General features: G+C 37.4%; 13 protein-coding genes. 6 read left to right on the forward strand and 7 right to left on the reverse strand.

Going from position 1 to position 17527, the window contains the following annotated elements:
- Positions 1-115 precede the first annotated feature (115 nt).
- From J1N10_RS13210 to J1N10_RS13230, 5 genes are all read right to left on the reverse strand, one after another.
- Positions 116-1873, reverse strand: coding sequence for a DUF4091 domain-containing protein (locus J1N10_RS13210; protein ID WP_262327191.1), 1758 nt, complete (start codon positions 1871-1873; stop codon positions 116-118).
- Between the two features lie 56 nt (positions 1874-1929).
- On the reverse strand, positions 1930-3000 hold the full coding sequence (locus J1N10_RS13215; RefSeq protein ID WP_262327192.1) for an AMP-binding protein: 1071 nt from the start codon (positions 2998-3000) through the stop codon (positions 1930-1932).
- Positions 2997-4040 (reverse strand): o-succinylbenzoate synthase, encoded by a 1044-nt coding sequence (locus J1N10_RS13220; protein ID WP_262327193.1) that lies wholly within the window; start codon positions 4038-4040, stop codon positions 2997-2999. Before J1N10_RS13220 ends, J1N10_RS13215 begins: the two co-directional genes overlap by 4 nt.
- A 5-nt stretch (positions 4041-4045) precedes the next feature.
- Positions 4046-4951 (reverse strand): 1,4-dihydroxy-2-naphthoate polyprenyltransferase, encoded by a 906-nt coding sequence (locus tag J1N10_RS13225; RefSeq protein ID WP_262327194.1) that lies wholly within the window; start codon positions 4949-4951, stop codon positions 4046-4048.
- A gap of 101 nt (positions 4952-5052) precedes the next feature.
- The gene (locus tag J1N10_RS13230) at positions 5053-5646 is read right to left on the reverse strand and encodes a hypothetical protein (RefSeq protein WP_262327195.1); all 594 of its coding nucleotides are present in this window, start codon (positions 5644-5646) and stop codon (positions 5053-5055) included.
- Positions 5647-5853: 207 nt separating this feature from the next.
- On the opposite strand from J1N10_RS13230, the gene J1N10_RS13235 reads away from it, so the two are divergent.
- The 6 genes from J1N10_RS13235 to J1N10_RS13260 all read left to right on the forward strand — a co-directional run bounded on the left by J1N10_RS13235 (position 5854) and on the right by J1N10_RS13260 (position 12559).
- Positions 5854-7746 (forward strand): methyl-accepting chemotaxis protein, encoded by a 1893-nt coding sequence (locus tag J1N10_RS13235; RefSeq protein WP_262327196.1) that lies wholly within the window; start codon positions 5854-5856, stop codon positions 7744-7746.
- Positions 7747-7884: 138 nt separating this feature from the next.
- A complete protein-coding gene (gene murB / locus J1N10_RS13240; protein ID WP_262327197.1) occupies positions 7885-8898 on the forward strand; it encodes a UDP-N-acetylmuramate dehydrogenase in 1014 nt (337 codons plus the stop codon).
- 38 nt (positions 8899-8936) lie between these two features.
- Complete coding sequence (mltG, locus tag J1N10_RS13245) at positions 8937-10004, forward strand: endolytic transglycosylase MltG (protein ID WP_262327198.1); 1068 nt, start codon at positions 8937-8939, stop codon at positions 10002-10004.
- Positions 10005-10086: 82 nt separating this feature from the next.
- Positions 10087-10719 carry a hypothetical protein gene (locus J1N10_RS13250; RefSeq protein WP_262327199.1) on the forward strand — a complete coding sequence of 211 codons (633 nt, stop codon included), beginning with the start codon at positions 10087-10089 and terminating at the stop codon, positions 10717-10719.
- Between the two features lie 16 nt (positions 10720-10735).
- Entirely contained in the window at positions 10736-11188 is a 453-nt protein-coding gene (locus J1N10_RS13255; RefSeq protein WP_262327200.1) for an SPOR domain-containing protein, read from the forward strand.
- 174 nt (positions 11189-11362) lie between these two features.
- On the forward strand, positions 11363-12559 hold the full coding sequence (locus tag J1N10_RS13260; protein ID WP_262327201.1) for an FprA family A-type flavoprotein: 1197 nt from the start codon (positions 11363-11365) through the stop codon (positions 12557-12559).
- Positions 12560-12697: 138 nt separating this feature from the next.
- Here the strand turns inward: J1N10_RS13260 and J1N10_RS13265 are convergent, their stop codons facing one another.
- Both J1N10_RS13265 and J1N10_RS13270 read right to left on the reverse strand, forming a co-directional pair.
- Positions 12698-14680 carry a glucosamine-6-phosphate deaminase gene (locus J1N10_RS13265; RefSeq protein WP_262327202.1) on the reverse strand — a complete coding sequence of 661 codons (1983 nt, stop codon included), beginning with the start codon at positions 14678-14680 and terminating at the stop codon, positions 12698-12700.
- Positions 14681-14830: 150 nt separating this feature from the next.
- Positions 14831-17347 (reverse strand): serine hydrolase domain-containing protein, encoded by a 2517-nt coding sequence (locus J1N10_RS13270; protein ID WP_262327203.1) that lies wholly within the window; start codon positions 17345-17347, stop codon positions 14831-14833.
- Between the last annotated feature and the right edge of the window lie 180 nt (positions 17348-17527).

Here is a 17527-nt window from a genome sequence, read left to right on the forward strand (position 1 = left end):
ACTTATCTCGACATGAATCGATAATACAAATAAAGAAAAGATAAGTGGATTGTTAAATGATAATATTCATCTAATGTATAAATAGATGATAAACAATCACCTGCAATTAAAGTCATTACTCATTCACTATTTGGTTGATAAGCAATTGACCATTGGTCACCATCTGTTTTGCACTTTCGCGCGGAATACGGTCAATTACAAAGTCACTTAATACCTCATCGATTAATTCGAGGTTTTTAGCATTTTTATCTTCTCCCACAGCCGATAGTTGCTCCCTCAAAATCAGCAGCTTTTCAAAATCCTGGATGCCTTCAATTAATCGTTCGTATCGAATAGAACTTCGTGCATCGGGGTAAATAAGAAAACTACTTCCAGAGCTTGCCTGTGGAAGGCGCGCTTCAACTAAAGGCTTGTTACCCCAATTATTAAACTGGTCAACATGAATACCATCTATACCTTGCGACGCCGCATACCAACCTAACCAGGTTGCCTGTGCTGATGGCGATCGCAAACAAATATTCGGATAATTATCTTTAGCTCCTAATAAATAAGAAGTCTCTAATCCCTTCTGATGGCGCAACTTAAACCACTCTTTTAAATTACTGAACTGGGAAGGCACATTAGCGGCATAAACATTTTGCATAATGCCACTTGTCCACTCATGCGCAACAAGCTCAAGTTTAATTTCTGCATCAACTGATGCAATAAGCTCCTTTAAAAATGTGATATCTTCTGAATTTCCTGCTCCTATTACGAAAACTGATTTTTCGAACAGTGCTTTTTCTTTTAAATGTTGAATAAGCTGTGCATAGCAATTTTTAATTAAAACTGCGTCTCCATAAATATCTATTGATTGATTAACTATTTGCCCTTCACCTGATATATAACTTATTGTATTAACGCCTTCCGGACGAAATGCCAGGCAATCAATTTGCTCTTTTACGCCTAGCTCAGATAATGTTTCTACCCATTTATCGAAGTTGGTAAAATCGGCCATTAATCTTCCATCAGATATCTCTTTCCATTTTATAAGTGGTAATTGAGTTGGCGTATTATATTGATTAAAGATGGAAACATTAATATTTTTTTGTCCTGCCAACTTCATTAATTCCACATAAGGTGTCAGTTGCTCAACATGCTCTTCTGACCATAATTCGACCTTGTGCCACTGGGCTATTGTAACAGGATTAATACACATATTTGTTTGAAATCGCCACTCTCCGGATGCAGGTAGCTCCTTATCAATTACATCTAGCTGCACTCTCAACTCTTGCGGTGGGTTTTCCTTAGAATACACTTTAAGTGAGGCATTATAACTTCCTTTACTTACATTTCTTGGCACCTTAATGGTTACCCACAAAGGCCGAACAGACTGAGATTCAACATCAATACATGGTAAATTATCAAGCATATCCGGAATCAGGCAGGAATCGCGCCAGGTCATTTCATCCGCTTCTTCTGACACAAAATCAGCATCACTCATAATGTATCGGACGAAGTGCGTTTCTATTATATCATTACCAATAGTATCTCCATCCGACGACACAAGATCACTCCAAACACATTCTACTTGGTTGACATCATAGGAGCTCCACAACACAGCCTGAAATGAAACACGCTCACCTCTCCAGGCTGTCAGCTGTTTTTCTTTTGTAACGGCTTTCATTGGAACCTGCCCTTTTGCGTACTTAACATCTTTTGAGCCAAACGAAAGGTGCAAACCACGTCCGGTTGCTTCCCATGATTCTATATCTTTTTTCTCCGGATTAACCGGTTCTGAAAAAGTGCTATAATTAATATTCTCTCGCTGATTGTAACACGATGCCAACAACAGCATCAGGACAACGCAACTACCTAACAAATAAGTTTTCATTGTATTCAATCAAAAATAGTGCGCAGCAAATATAATATATTGCCCACTGCATAACACTATTTATCTATGAGTTGTTGCAATTTCTTGCGTTGTATTTTTCCTGTTTCGGTCATTGGGATTTTATCAATGCATATCACTTCCCTGGGCCACTCAAATTTCGTAAGAAACCCAATGCTTTCAAGAATAACCGGTTCTTTTGATTGACAAACGAGTACTACTTTTTGCCCCAACAAATCATCTTTCTTCCAGGAAATAGCAAAAGGCACCGTTATTGACGGCGCAAGTTTTGTTTCAATATCCTCGGCTATTACTTTAACACCACCTGTGTTAATAATATTGTCGTATCGTCCTTTTATAGTAAACTCATTAGAAGAGTTAAACTTAACGATATCATTAGTAACAAGAGGCTGTTCATTTATGTCCGATGCTTCTACAAGCAAACAGCCCCGTTTATCACTTAAAACGGAGATACCTGGTAATACACGAAACCCTGTTCTTTCATCTTTGATATTTCGTAAAGCAATATGAGAAACTGTTTCGGTCATGCCATAAGTTTCCCAAGCATTAACCTTAAGCGTCCTTAACGCCTTTGATATTTGAGCATTCACCCTTCCTCCGCCAATAATCAGGTGGCGAATACTCTTAAAAGCATTTTTATTCTCCTCCAGAATAGTTGCCACCTGCATTGGCACCATGGCAGCAAAATCAATGTCGCGACTTATACTTTCCATTGGATTTGAGCTAACTGTTGAGGTCACCAAGTTTAACTGCCCAACCATTGCCCTAACCAACATCATTTTTCCGGCAATGTACTTTGCCGACAGGCATAACAATGCAGAATCAAATGGCTGCAACTTTAAAAACTCAATTGTGCGCTTTGCGGAGGCAACCATTGCCACCTTTTTGACTTTAATTATTTTGGGAGTTCCCGTACTGCCAGATGTTTGTAATTCTATAAAGTCATTATCATTGAGCCAGTCTGACAAAAATTGTCCAATATAATGCTTTTCTTCCTCATCATCGTTCACAAGTTGCTGAGCCAATGTCAATATAGCTTCTTTTCCTCTATACCCTTCATCATTATATATGATGGTTTGAAACAAACGATATGAATAGGCATTTGTCATACAAACGGATTCTCCCAAACACCTTTAGGTTGATAAAACAGTTTCTCACCAGAGAGATAAAGCGGCGATTCGATATTATTGGTAAAAACCTGCCCCGTTCCAAGCCCCTGACGCAATGGATTATTTTTAGTAAAAACCCATTGTGCAATGGCGTTCAATCCCACATTGGCTTCTAAAGCCGATGTAGCCCACCATTGAACATTCAGTTTCTCTGCCAGTTCAATCCACTCATCACTAGCAGAAAATCCTCCCAAAAGGCTTGGTTTTAAAATAATATATTGTGGCTTTATGGATTCTAAAAGTAATTTCTTGTCATTATAATCAGAAACACCTATCAACTCTTCATCTAGGGCAATAGGAATTGGTGAAGTTTGACAAGTATGATGCATTTCTTCAATTTGCCCGGCTTTTATGGGTTGCTCAATTGAGTGAATCTGAAAGTTCGCAAGCCTCTGTAACTTCTCTTCCACCTCCCCTGCAGCGAAAGCACCATTAGCATCTACCCTTATTTCCAAATCATCAGCTGAGTAATGCTGACGTATAGTGGTCAATAAACTAAGCTCTTGTTCAAAATCAATCGCTCCAACTTTAAGTTTCAAGCATTTAAAACCGCTTTGGAGCTTGTGAGTAATACGACGTAGCATTTCTTCAGCTTCGCCCATCCAAATTAATCCATTAATGGTGATGGAATCGTCTCCTTTGACAAAACTTGAATCAAACAAATGAAAAGGCCTTTTATTGGATAAATCAAGCAAGGCCATTTCTATGGCAAATCGCAAAGCAGGATACGCAACTAAAGACGAATGAAAATCCAAGAGATATGCATCGATATTTTTGCAAACCTCTTCAATTTTATCTTCCAAATCGGGCGCATCATCCAAACTTAAGGATGGAATAATAGAACACTCACCAATTCCACTACAACCTTCCTCATTTGTAATTTTTATAAACCAACTTGGTTTGGTATAAAGAACACCTCTGGAAGTTCCTCCTGCTTCTTTAAATTCTAATTCTCGTTTAACAAATTCCGCTTTATGCATTTCAATTAGCCCAATATAAGTCCAACACCAAATAAAATTACATAAATAAGCGTAGAAAGAGCCAACTTCTTTAGTTCAGGATCAAACGCTTTCGACTCTTTTGCTTTATTCACAACAATCAAATGACGAATAAATAACGGCAGACTTAACAAAAACAACAACTTATATGCAGTTAGCTCACCAAACAACACAAATACAAAACTCAAAAGTAATGCACCAACAACAAGTGAATAGTGGTATTTTTTTGCCCAATTAATCCCCTTCTTAACCACTAAAGTATTTTTATTGGCCATTTTATCACTTTGCTCATCGCGCATATTATTAAGGTTTAGCACGCCTGCGCTTAAAAATCCAACCGACGATGCTGGCAACAATACTTCCCATCGTATCTCGTGCATATACAAATAGAATGAACCAGCTACCCCAACTAAACCAAAAAATAGCAATACATAAAAATCTCCGAGCCCATTGTAGCCATATGGATTATTGCCCATTGTGTATTTCATAGCTGCAGCAATGGCAGCTATTCCAAGTAAAATAAAAAGGAGACTTAACAACGCATTAGCACTTCCAAATGCTATAACAATTAAGGCCAACCCGGTTATGAAACTTAAAATGGAAAACAAAACAATGGCATGACGCATGCTTTTTAAAGCTATTAAACCCGACTGAACCATACGTGCCGGGCCCTTTCGTTCTTCATGATCGGCACCATTAACCGTATCGCCATAATCATTGGCCAGGTTAGATAAAACCTGTAAAAATAATGTAGTCAGAGAGGCTAATAGGAATATAATCCAATTAAAAGCGTCATAGTAGGCTGCTAAAAAACCTCCCATTATTATTGATGAAAGTGCTAAAGGCAAAGTGCGTAATCGAAATGCACTAATCCAAGCTTTTACTTTTGTCATAACACAGTTTTAGCACAAAAGTAAATATTTGTTTGGTATATGCTGGTTAACGGTGAAATTAAGCCATCACATCCCCTTATTGACGTTGTAGTTTATATAAATTAAATAACTTTCTTTTTACCGTAAACAAACCGGTATAGCAGGCTACGTAATTCTTTAAACTGTCCGTAATTAATGGCACTCGGATAACTTAAAATTCGCTGAGGAAATGACGCACATCCCTTGTGATAGGAGGGTTGAATATAAACAAATGGATTTTCGATAAAACCTGTTTTTTTATATAGGCTTTTAATCGAATGACCTCTACTATTTTGCAAAATATCGACTTCTGCAATAATAATCACTCCATTGGCGGTTGTTTGTAATAATTGCTCAAGCAAGGCAGGTACGATCTGCGTCTCATCTTCACCTTTCTGAACGGCTAGGTGTTCAATAGCAATCCATTTACTAAAGTCCCAATATCCTACTATACCTTGTAATTGATTATTGTTTCGTAACTCTATTAACTGATACGAAGAGCGTTCACAAATCTCTTCAAACTCTTGTTTACATCGTCTTCGTTCATAATCAAATGAATTGATCATCAACTCCCACACATCATTTGCCATCATTACTTTTTCCTTTTCATAAAAAGGAATCAATGAGCATACCATAAACATTGAACAAATTAAAAAAGATGTGAAAGAACGTAACATAAATACCTCATTAGTAACTCATCAAAACCCACAAGCGGTTAAGAAAGGTTAAATTTAAAGTTTTGTTATTCATTACCTATCTGACATCAAGGCTTTAATGTTTTTATTGATTTAGGTACTATTTTTCCTGTTTGTCATTACAGAAACTCTTCTTCAATAATGACGTAACAGCTCATGGAAAAATAACTAGAACAATTATCACACATCATGAAATGGAATAATTTAAAACTGGGAATTAAATTTTTGATTTCCTTCGGCATTATTATCTCCTTGCTTTTGTTATCCGGCTTTTGGGCTATTAATGGTATTGGAGGTATTGTATCAGATGCCAATGAAGTAATTGATGGCAACAAACTTCGCACAAATCTTGAAACAAAATATGTTGACCACCTGCTTTGGGCTAAAGATCTAAATCGTTTATTAACCGATGAAAATGTTACTGAAATAACAGTCCAAACCGATCCTCACCAGTGCGCTTTTGGCAAATGGTATTATGGAGAAGGCCGTAAAAATGCGGAAAAATTAGTCCCTGAGTTAAAACCAATATTTGATCAGTTTGAAGAACCACATCAGCATTTACACGAATCAGCCATTAAATTAGATCAAGTATTTGAGCAAATGGACTGGCGAATAACGGTTTTATTGAAACAAGCCGAATTAGACCATATCAATTGGATGAATAATGTAAAAGATGCCATCTTTATTAAAAAGGCCAAAAACATAAATGTTACTAAAGACCCTACTAAATGTAATTTTGGTAAATGGTTAAATTCTGAAGACCTAAAATTTCTTAAAGAAAGTCATCCTGAACTTGAAAATATTTTACAAAGCATTTCTGAAAAACACGATAATCTTCACTCAAGCGTTTATCGAGCCGAATCATTTCTAAAACAAGGAAATCAAACACAAGCTGAGCAATTCTTCAACACCACCATCAGGTCTAACACGAAAGCTGTTTTAACAGAATTATCCAAATTTGGTGAATGGACCGAGGTACATTTGCATGGAATGGATGAAGCCAATAGCATTTATCAGAATGAAACAATGCAACATCTGGAAACAATGGGACACCTCTTTGACCAAACGATTGAACAATCGAAGGATTATATATTAACAGATGAAGCCATGCTGGAAAGGGCCAATTCTACTCGCTTGGTTGTTATATGGTTGATTATTGCAGCAGTTATTATTTCAGCAATACTAGCCTATTTAATTACTATGAACCTGCTGAATCCTATTAAAAAATCAGTTGCTTTTGCAAATGAGATGGCCAAAGGTAATTTAACGGCAAAAGTAGATATAGACCACAACGATGAAATTGGTCAACTAGCAAAGGCACTAAGCGACATGGCTTTGCAACTTCAAAGTATTGTAAGTAACATCAAAACCGGCTCAGATAACCTAGCTGTTGCCAGTCAACAAATGACGTCGGGTGCACAACAAATCTCTAACGGTGTTAACGAACAAGCTGCATCGGCTGAAGAAATATCATCATCGATGGAGGAAATGGCTTCAAATATTCAGCAAACATCTGCTAATGCCAAGAGGGCATTATTGATTACAAATGAAACCAGCCAATCAATTGAAAGTATTGCTTCTGCATCAGAAAAAAACGTTGAATCGTCGAAAAATATCAATGATAAAATTAAAGCGATTGTTGATATAGCGGAGCAGACCAATATCCTGGCTCTTAACGCCGCAGTTGAGGCTGCACGAGCAGGTGAACAAGGTCGCGGTTTTACTGTAGTAGCTGCTGAAGTGAGAAAATTAGCAGAACGTAGTAAAGCAGCCGCACATGAGATTGTTGAATTAGCACAGGAAGGAACGCTCGTTTCTGAGAATTCCAATAATTTGTTAAAAGCCATTATACCTAATGTCAGAAATGCGTCCGAACTAGTACAAGAAATTTCAAGTGCCAGTTCTGAACAAGCTGAAGGGGTCAATCAGGTCAATTCTTCAATCCAACAATTTAGCCAGGTAACCCAGCAGAATGCCACTTCGGCTGAAGAAATGGCTGGAAGCTCCGAGGAGTTATCTAGCCAGGCAGGAGAACTGGATAATATGATTCAATTCTTCAAAGTTGATTCAACTGAGAAATAAATTTCAAGCAGTAACAGAACAGGATATAAAAAAGAGAAGGATTTTGCCTTCTCTTTTCTTCTGTTAACCCTTCTTGCCGTTTTGTCATTACTTTTCTCTGCAGGATTCTTTTATCTTTGTTGGTTCAATAATATAGAAATGATAAATACCACAAATAAGGTTGATCTTAGTACCTATAATACCTTTGGCATAAAAGCTACAGCAAAAGAATTGATAGCCTGCCATACAGTTGAATCTATTAAAGAAGCCCTTCATTATCTAAGAGAGAATCCTCAGCCATACTTTATACTAGGAGGTGGTAGTAATATTTTATTCTGCAATGATTTCGATGGACTCATCATTCATCCGCAACTATCAACTATTGAACTTATTAAAGAAGATGAAAGTCATGTATGGATTGAAGTTGGGGCTGGTGTTGAATGGGATGTCTTTATAGAACACTGTGTTAATAACAAGTGGTATGGTTTAGAGAACCTTTCTTATATACCAGGCAATGTGGGGGCATCTCCAGTACAAAATATTGGAGCTTACGGTGTAGAAGCAAAAGATTGTATTGAAACAGTGAAAGGTTTTTATATCGAAAATGCAGAAGCTTTTGAACTAAGTAATGCCGATTGCCACTTTGCCTATCGCCAAAGCATTTTCAAATCAGAGTTGAAAAATAAAATCATCATCAGCTCTGTGGTTTATAAACTCAATAAAACTGAAAGCTACACGCTCGATTACGGCCCTGTAAAAGAAGAGGTAGAAAAAAAAGGGGTGATTAGTTTAAAAAATGTTCGCCAAACCATAATTGGAATAAGAAAAAGCAAATTACCGGAGCCGGAAGAATTGGGCAATGCCGGTTCATTCTTTAAAAATCCAATTATTGAAGTGGACCACTTTTTACAACTACAAAATCAATTTGAATCGATACCCAATTATCCGATAGACAGCAAGCATATTAAAGTACCAGCTGGCTGGTTAATTGAACAAACAGGATGGAAAGGCAAAGCCATTGGTGATGCAGCCGTGCATAATAAACAGGCGCTGGTTCTCGTTAATAAAGGAAACGCGAGTGGACAGGATATTTTAAATTTGGCACAACAAATTATAGAAGATGTCAAAAAAAAGTTTGGTATTTCCATTGAACCAGAAGTCAACATTCTCTAATTTGAGCTTGTTTTAAAATAAAACCTTAATCGAAAATCATGTCAATAAAGCAACGAAGCAAAAGCAATAAACCCAACAAGCTATTGATGCGCCTCATATATGCAGCATTACTGTTCATTGTAGTGGCAATATTTGTAGGTAAATCGTTTTATAATAAAATATACGCCCCGAATATTACAGTAGCTGAAGGTACTGAATACTTTTACATCCCTACAGGTTCCGATTTTGAAGATGTGTGTATAGCGCTAGAAGAAGCGGGTTACTTGAAAGATGTTGATGGTTTTAAATGGGTAGCTGAGCAAAAAAACTATATTAATATTAAACCCGGACGTTATCGTATTAAGAATAACTGGACTAATAATGATTTGGTTAATACACTACGCTCAGGCAATCAAACGCCAGTAAAAGTGACTTTTAATAACATCCGAACAATGGCTGAGTTGGCGGGCGAAGTAAGTGATTATTTAGAGTGTGACAGTATTGAACTTTTGGAAACACTTAACAAAGAATCTCTTTTTAAAGAATGGGGCTTTAGTAAAGCAACATCACCAGCTTTGTTCATTCCTAATACATACGAATTCTGGTGGAATACATCACCTGAAGGTTTTATAAAGCGCATGCACAAGGAATATAAAAAGTTCTGGACAGCTCAGCGCATCGATAAAGCAAAGCAAGCAGGGCTTACTCCTGTTGAAGTTAGCACACTGGCAGCCATTGTTGATGAAGAAACCATCAAAAATGATGAAAAACCTAAGGTAGCCGGATTATACATTAATCGCCTCAATAAAAACATTCGCTTACAGGCCGATCCAACCATTAAATATGCCATTGGCGATTTTTCCATTCAACGAGTCCTGACGAAAGATTTAAAAACCGACTCGCCATATAACACCTACAAATATGCCGGTCTGCCTCCAGGTCCTATCCGGATTCCATCGGTTTCGGGCATTGACGCTGTATTAAATTACACGAAACACAAATACCTGTATATGTGTGCTAAAGAAGATTTTTCAGGCTATCATAACTTTGCAAAAACACTGAAGCAGCACAATATCAATGCAGCCAAGTTTCAACGAGCACTTAACTCAAACCGGATATATCGATAATTGAAGCCGATTCGTTCTTTTGTTTCAAAATGATTATTTTAAGCTTTTATAATTGCTTCATCTTACAATTAAACCTTATGCTATGAAACAAGATAAGCGAGAAATACTCATCAAAATTCGAAATTATCTACGCAGGAAAAAGGCCAATAAAATAAATCTATTGGAAATTTGTCAAGAGCTGAATTACGAGTTAAACGAAATAACAACCTGGGCTTCAACACCAGAATCGTTAATTGAACAGATACTTGATTTAAAAAGTCAGGAATTAATGGATGTGCTTGACTACGACAAATATAAATCGGAAAATGCCGTTGATAGCATGGTCATTAGCGGCCAGGAAATTTACGAACGTTTCGAGCAACTGTCTCCTGCAAATTACGTGTTTATTGCTGATATTAATCCAGAGCTGTACCGAAACTGCCAAAACAAAAAATTTGAATTAATTCGTAAGCACCTGAGCAACAATATAGATAAAGGACAAGAAACCGGCGAGTATAAAGCAAACCTTAATAAAGGTATGATTCTTGATAAATACATAAAACGAATAAAAGAAATACATAAGCCTGAATTTTTAAAATCTGAACATTTCACCTTCTCTAATGTTTTCAGCAATATTTTTGAAGATTATTTAGAAGAAGTAGCAACAGAAGAAAATTGGAATTATTTTCGCAAACGCAAACAATTTTATGAAGCTATCAGCTTCATTAATCGATAATATTAAAACCATTCAAATGCAACTATTTAAATTCTTAACATTAGCTTTCATCTCACTATCGATTGTTTCTTGTGCATCGCTAAATGGCGGTTCGTCTAGTTTTGACGATAGCGACAGCCCCTATATAAAAGAAGAAACAACACCTGTTGTTAAAGAGCAACCAACACCCAAACCTGAAAAAATTGTGGTGAAGGAAGAAAAAGTAACTGTTATTGATGATAAAAGTGCTGAAGTTTATAAATACTACGTCATAATTGGCTCTTTCCGCGTTTTGGAAAATGCTCAGAACTATAAAAAACAATTGATTGAAGAAGGTTTTTTACCGGTTCTGCTTGAAAACGAAAATGGCTTGTACCGTGTCTCTGTCTCGGCCTACAACGAAGAAGATACTGCCCGTTTTAAGATTGGCTCCATCCGCCAGAAGTTTGAAAAGTATAATGATGTTTGGTTGCTAATTCGTAAAGCATAAGCATTATTAAGAAATTACGATGAGCCGGTTCAATTATGTTCCGGCTTTTTTTATGCCTTCAACATCAATAAACGACACATATCATGATAATTATTCTTTCTACTCCTTAACTTTTTCCTATTTTTGCGCATTCAAATACCGAAATAAACTAGATAAAATATAAACCAGACAAATATGTACAGACCGGTAAATCTTTCTGAAGATATTTTTTACGTTGGTGTAAATGATCGTCGCACAAGCTTATTTGAAAACATGTGGCCACTTGATCGTGGTGTTTCTTACAACTCATATGTTATTGCCGACGAAAAAGTAGCTATTATTGATACTGTTGAAGCAGGACATTTCGAAAAATGGATTGCAAAAGTAAGAGCTATATTAAATGGCCGAGCAGTTGATTACCTTGTAGTCAACCATATGGAACCTGATCATTCAGGCGCTATACGCATTTTAACTGAATTGTATCCTGAAATGAAAATTGTTGGCAACAAAAAAACGGTTCCAATGATTGAAGGATATTACGGTATCAATAGCAACTTCGAAATTGTTAAAGAAGGCGACAGCATCGATCTTGGTAAAAATAAACTGACTTTCTATACTGTTCCAATGGTACACTGGCCAGAGTCGATGGTTTGTTTTGAAGAAACCAATCAAATCCTCTTCTCGTCTGATGCTTTCGGTAGCTTCGGCACACTTGATGGTGGCATTTTCGACGATGAACTAAACTTTGAGCATTACATTGACGAAATGCGACGCTACTACTCTAACATTGTTGGAAAGTATGGCAATCCAGTGCAAAAAGCACTTCAAAAATTAGGCAGTCTGGATTTAAAAATGGTGGCTCCTTCACACGGCCCTATTTACCGTGAAAACATTGCCCGCATGATTGAAATGTACGATCAATGGAGCAAATACGAAGGTGAAGAAGGGGTAGTTGTCGCTTATGCTTCGATGTATGGAAATACTGAGGAAATGGCCGAAGTAACAGCCCGTGCTTTAACAGAAAGTGGCATTAAAAATGTTCGTGTTTATGATGTAAGTAAAACACATCCATCCTACATCATTTCTGACATCTTTAAATACAAAGGTATCATTCTTGGTAGCCCAACCTACAGCAATGAATTACACCCTAACATGGAAGCTTTAACTAACAAGCTTCAGCACATGGGTGTTGTTAATCATTATTTTGGAGTATTAGGTTCATTCACCTGGGCAGGTGCTTCGGTTAAGAAGTTGCGCGAAGTTGGCGAAAACCTTAAATGGGAAGAAGTAGCCGATGCGGTGGAAGAAAAGCATGCATTAAAAGAAGACAAATACGAAGCCTGCTGGCAATTAGGTGTTGCCATGGCTGCAAAGCTTAAAGCAAACAGATAGAAGTTATCTCAAAAGATATGGAAGGGCAATCAGCAATGGTTGCTCTTTTTTTGTGTTGATACAACAAAAGAACATATCCAAACAACAAAGAAAAGCCCGGAGTTTTCAACTCCAGGCCTATCATCAATTATTAAAATCTTATAAAAACTCGTACCGTACAAAGGCTTCAAACGCCTCATATTCGGCCATACCTAATTCGTTATATAATTGAGCCGTTCCACGATTACGGTCTTCTGCACGTTGCCAGAATTCACGGTTATCACCTCCAAGGAACATCGCTCCGTCTTTTTGTGATTGGTGCTTGAAAATGGCATTACGCTTACGCATCAACTCATCCGGACTGATTGGCACCGCCATTTCAATGTTATGGATTTCCCACTCGTGCCATGCACCACGGTATAACCATACCCAACAGTCTTTCATCCAAGTTTCTTTCTTTAACACGTCAATGGCCTGGAAAATGGCATCCAAACAAACCCGGTGCGTTCCGTGTGGATCAGATAAGTCACCGGCTGCAAAAATCTGATGTGGTTTTACTTCTTTTATCAAATCAGCAACAATCTTCACATCTGCTTTGCCCATCGGATGCTTTTCAACACTTCCTGATTCATAGAAAGGAAGATTTAGGAAATGTACATTCTCATCCTTCACATTGGCATAACGACATCCGGCTTTGGCCTCTCCAACGCGAATCAAGCCTTTAATACGACGTACTTCAGGTAAATCAATCTGATCAGCTTTTTTGTTAGCTAAAAACTTGCGAATCTTATCGTGCTCGGCCCTAATTTTCTTATCGTCCTCAGTCAAACCGCTAGTGTAATCCCCAATAAAATCGAGATAACGCAACACATCATCGTCTGATACGGCAATACTACCCGACACCTGGTAAGCCACATGTACTTCATGCCCCTGATCAACCAAACGCAACATAGTACCTCCCATCGAAATCACATCATCATCGGGGTGCGGACTAAAAATAATAACACGTTTCTTTTCAGGCGATTTACGCTCAGGACGGTTTGTGTCATCAGCATTAGGTTTTCCTCCTGGCCAACCGGTAATGGTATGCTGTAATTCATTAAAGATGCGAATATTAGTTTGGTAAGCCGAACCTCTTTCAGCCAAGATATCCCCCATCCCGTTATCATTGTAATCGCGATCGGTTAGCTTTAAAATTGGTTTCTTCACTTTTTGGCACAACCAAAGAACAGCTTTTTTAATCAAGCGATCGTCCCACTCCACACTATCAATCAACCAAGGCGTTTGTACACGAATCAAATCAGCTGCCGCAGCTTCGTCAACAATCATCTTACAGTTTTCATGCTTTTGCAGGAACGACGCAGGAATCTCTTCAGTCATTCCACCTTCAATGGTTTTCTTTAAAATAGCAGCTTTACCTTCACCCCAGGCTAATACTCGCACACGCTTAGCATTTAAAATGGTTTTAATACCCATTGTAATGGCTTTACGTGGCGAATTATCCATACCAAAGAAGTCTGAAGCTGCTTCGGTGCGGGTAATATTATCAAGAGGAACGATACGTGTTAAGGAGTTGGCTGAAGAACCTGGTTCATTTAGTCCAATATGTCCGGTACGACCAATACCCAAAATCTGCATATCAATACCACCTACCTTTTGAATCTTTTCTTCAAAAGCATGGCAGAATTCATAAATTTTTTCCTGAGGAATAGTACTATCAAGGTAGTTTATATTCTCATCCGGAATATCAATATGATTAAAAAACTTTTCGCGAATATTGCGATTGAAACTTTGTAAAGCGCTTGGTGTAATCGGATAATACTCCATTACACTAAAAACAATCACATTCTTAAAACTCAGCTCTTCCTCCTTGTGCATTCGAACCAACTCAGAGTATACCTCACTTGGCGCTGATCCAACAGCAAGTCCTAATACACACTTTCCGCCTTCAAGCTCTTTAATTTTAATAATTGAAGCTATCTCTGATGCAACAGCTTTAGAGCCTTCAGTCGAAGAGCCATAAATTTTTGTTGAGATTTTCTCATGCTTTGTAATTAAAGCCCGCAGATAAGGATCATCGTGATAACCTTCATTCTTGAATTTCCCGGCTGGGGAAATTTTTTGATTGAATTTTACTATCATAACTACTCTAAATTGAAGTTTTGTGGTTTTAGATTGATGCAAATTTACAATTTATAATCAGTAAAAATAAAAAAAATAGAAAGTTTTAATAACCATTTTAAGATAATTTAAAAGTTACCGAAACTTTCACATGATTATTTAACAAGAAACCTACTGACTAAGGGAATTGTAAATAACATCTTGAATCTTTGTGCGCACATTTAGTTCAATCAGCTTTTTGTTGTATGATCGGGGATGAATACGGTTTGATAAGAAAATATAAATGATATCATGCTCCGGATCAATCCATAAAATAGTACCAGTAAAACCAGTATGGCCGTATGAAGCCTTTGAAACACGATGTGAAACATGGCTGTTATCATCAGGGTTTATTTCTGGTTTATCAACACCCATTCCACGTCTGTTGCCATGATTTACTGTTTTTGTAAAAGAGCCAATTGTTCTTGGGTTTACAAACTGAGTACCGCCATATTTGCCTTCGTTTATCAACATTTGTCCCAACTTAGCCAAGTCGCCTGCATTGGCAAATAAACCAGCATGAGCTGCAACACCACCCAGCATAGCAGCCCCCTGATCATGCACATATCCATCCAACAATGTCTTTCTGAAGCCAAGGTCATTTTCAGTTGGCACAATACTTTTAGATGAATAATTATCCAGCGGTTTATATACTAAATTATTAGCTCCCAGAAGTCGACTTATACGGGAGTAATATAGGGAGTCGAGACTTTCATTTTCTTCTTTTTCGATAATCCGCTGCAATAGATAATAACCTAAATCACTATAACGATAGTCCTTATAACTTCTTAGCGGTGAAGCATAAATATAGGCATACATCGAATCTACAAATGCCTCATTCATAAACATACCCGAAGTTAATTGCCGATTATAAACTCCATTACTCTTTTGGGTGAAAACATCTTGCCGATATCGTGCATACTTATTTTGATACAAGCGTGTGTCAACTCTGATATTATATAACCAGGAATAATGACGGCTATAAAGCGATCGATTCCCAAGCGACTCTCTATCGAGTGCTTTATAATGAAACGGAATATAACTAATTAAGCCACTCTGATGCAACAACAGTTCGCGAATGGTGATATTAGCTTTGTCAGTTGTATCGATTTCAGGCAAATATTCGCGCAAGCGGGCATCTAAATCCAATTGTCCTTCTTCATATAATTGCATTACCAAAGGAAAAGTAACAGCAAGCTTAGTAATAGAAGCCACATCGTACAAATCATTATTATTGACTTTTTGTTTTCTTTTATAAGTGTGGTATCCATAACTTTTCTGAAGAACTACTTCTCCTTTTTTGACAACCAATAGTTGAGCGCCAGGTGTAGCTTTTTTCTTTATAGCATCGAAAACAATACTATCAATTTTAGCAATCGAATCCTGACTAAAACCAGTGGTAAGTGAATTAAAAGCCAATCTGTTTTTTGATGCATCAACAGGTCTGAAACCTAGCTGATTCAATTCGCTATCAATCGGAGAAATTCCACTTACACTTATTCCACTATAAATAGCCTCTGCCACCAACCGGGGCGATTCATTTATTGATTGCGGCATAACAAGCAGAGCGTCAAAAACCTGTGCAGCTTGCCGATACATTTTATTATCGAATGCCCCAATAAAAACTAAGGCATTAAACTTCTCTTCGTTTGTTGCAGCCTCTATATTAGCAATTACTTGCACTAGTTGTTCTGCGTCATCACACAGAAACATTTGCACAAAAGAATTTGAGTCATTCACACTTGCATTCGGCTGATAATAATTTACCATCTCAACGAATTCATCTCCCACTTCTGTGGAACAGTCGTTAATTGCTATTGACAAAGAATCAACCCGAACAACTGGGAATATGGCCTCTTTCTGATAAATCGCTATTGAATTCTTATACGCCTCATAGCGATGATTCAATTGATGGTCTCTGTTAAATTCGAATCGTACATCCTCACCCTCTACTGCTCTATGGTCCAATAATTTACAGATGCAATCATTCAATTTACCTTCATCTATTCGGCCTGCATACACAGCTTGCACCATGTCTTCATAGCAGTTGCTATCTACATTTTCCCAAAATAATAAATCCTGCTCCAGCAAATCATTAAAACAAACCTGATTTGTTACAGACTGCTTCCACATAGCAAATGTTGGTATATCACCCAGCGGATTTTTTCTCTTCGAATCCATGAATGAAGGCCTCAATAACTCATCGAGCAAGTCACAAGGAAAATCAATGATACGAATGTATCTCTGCTGCCGGATGGCATTATGCCCCATATATAGTCGCGATACATTGGGTAACTTATCATAGGCTACAATCCCCTCAAAGCCAGATAAGGAAACGATTGCAAGTGCATCATTTAGTAAATCATTAACTGATGAGGTCTTTGAAATTGCTCGAAATGTTTCCTCATCAGGAAACGATAATGAGAGTGTGTCTGAAAACCCTTTTCGAATATCCCGGGCTATAAATGAATCAAAACGAGTATTGCCCAATACAATACTATCTGCCTTTTCTTTATCAGGAATTTTCAAGAAAAGCATAGCTACTTTCTCCTCAACCGTCAATTGACTAAGTAAAGTATCAGCTCTACAAATTCCGAAAGCAGAAGTAGAAATGGCAATTAATATTATACCTAACAAATAAACTCTCATCCTTAATTTTAAACCCCCGATTTAATATCGTCAACGAAAATAATCAAAATAGGTTATGATAAAAGCCAATTTCATGCCAAACAAGATGGACATTGTGCTTTAGGATTTTAAAATCAATTCACTTTAAAGCGTAACAGCATCTGTTTTTCAGAACCTTTTTTGGATAATAAAGAAACAACC

It is taken from the genome of Carboxylicivirga litoralis (assembly GCF_025499605.1).
In the GTDB taxonomy this organism is placed as follows: domain Bacteria; phylum Bacteroidota; class Bacteroidia; order Bacteroidales; family Marinilabiliaceae; genus Carboxylicivirga; species Carboxylicivirga litoralis.

What these genes read in the sequence shown, in the direction of transcription:
- J1N10_RS13270 (WP_262327203.1), bottom strand. Translation starts at nt 17,347, where the DNA reads ATGAGAGTTTATTTGTTAGGTATAATATTAATTGCCATTTCTACTTCT.
- J1N10_RS13210 (WP_262327191.1), bottom strand. Translation starts at nt 1,873, where the DNA reads ATGAAAACTTATTTGTTAGGTAGTTGCGTTGTCCTGATGCTGTTGTTG.
- J1N10_RS13250 (WP_262327199.1), top strand. Translation starts at nt 10,087, where the DNA reads ATGAAACAAGATAAGCGAGAAATACTCATCAAAATTCGAAATTATCTA.
- J1N10_RS13215 (WP_262327192.1), bottom strand. Translation starts at nt 3,000, where the DNA reads ATGACAAATGCCTATTCATATCGTTTGTTTCAAACCATCATATATAAT.
- J1N10_RS13220 (WP_262327193.1), bottom strand. Translation starts at nt 4,040, where the DNA reads ATGCATAAAGCGGAATTTGTTAAACGAGAATTAGAATTTAAAGAAGCA.
- J1N10_RS13230 (WP_262327195.1), bottom strand. Translation starts at nt 5,646, where the DNA reads ATGTTACGTTCTTTCACATCTTTTTTAATTTGTTCAATGTTTATGGTA.
- J1N10_RS13225 (WP_262327194.1), bottom strand. Translation starts at nt 4,951, where the DNA reads ATGACAAAAGTAAAAGCTTGGATTAGTGCATTTCGATTACGCACTTTG.
- J1N10_RS13260 (WP_262327201.1), top strand. Translation starts at nt 11,363, where the DNA reads ATGTACAGACCGGTAAATCTTTCTGAAGATATTTTTTACGTTGGTGTA.
- murB (WP_262327197.1), top strand. Translation starts at nt 7,885, where the DNA reads ATGATAAATACCACAAATAAGGTTGATCTTAGTACCTATAATACCTTT.
- J1N10_RS13255 (WP_262327200.1), top strand. Translation starts at nt 10,736, where the DNA reads ATGCAACTATTTAAATTCTTAACATTAGCTTTCATCTCACTATCGATT.
- J1N10_RS13235 (WP_262327196.1), top strand. Translation starts at nt 5,854, where the DNA reads ATGAAATGGAATAATTTAAAACTGGGAATTAAATTTTTGATTTCCTTC.
- mltG (WP_262327198.1), top strand. Translation starts at nt 8,937, where the DNA reads ATGTCAATAAAGCAACGAAGCAAAAGCAATAAACCCAACAAGCTATTG.
- J1N10_RS13265 (WP_262327202.1), bottom strand. Translation starts at nt 14,680, where the DNA reads ATGATAGTAAAATTCAATCAAAAAATTTCCCCAGCCGGGAAATTCAAG.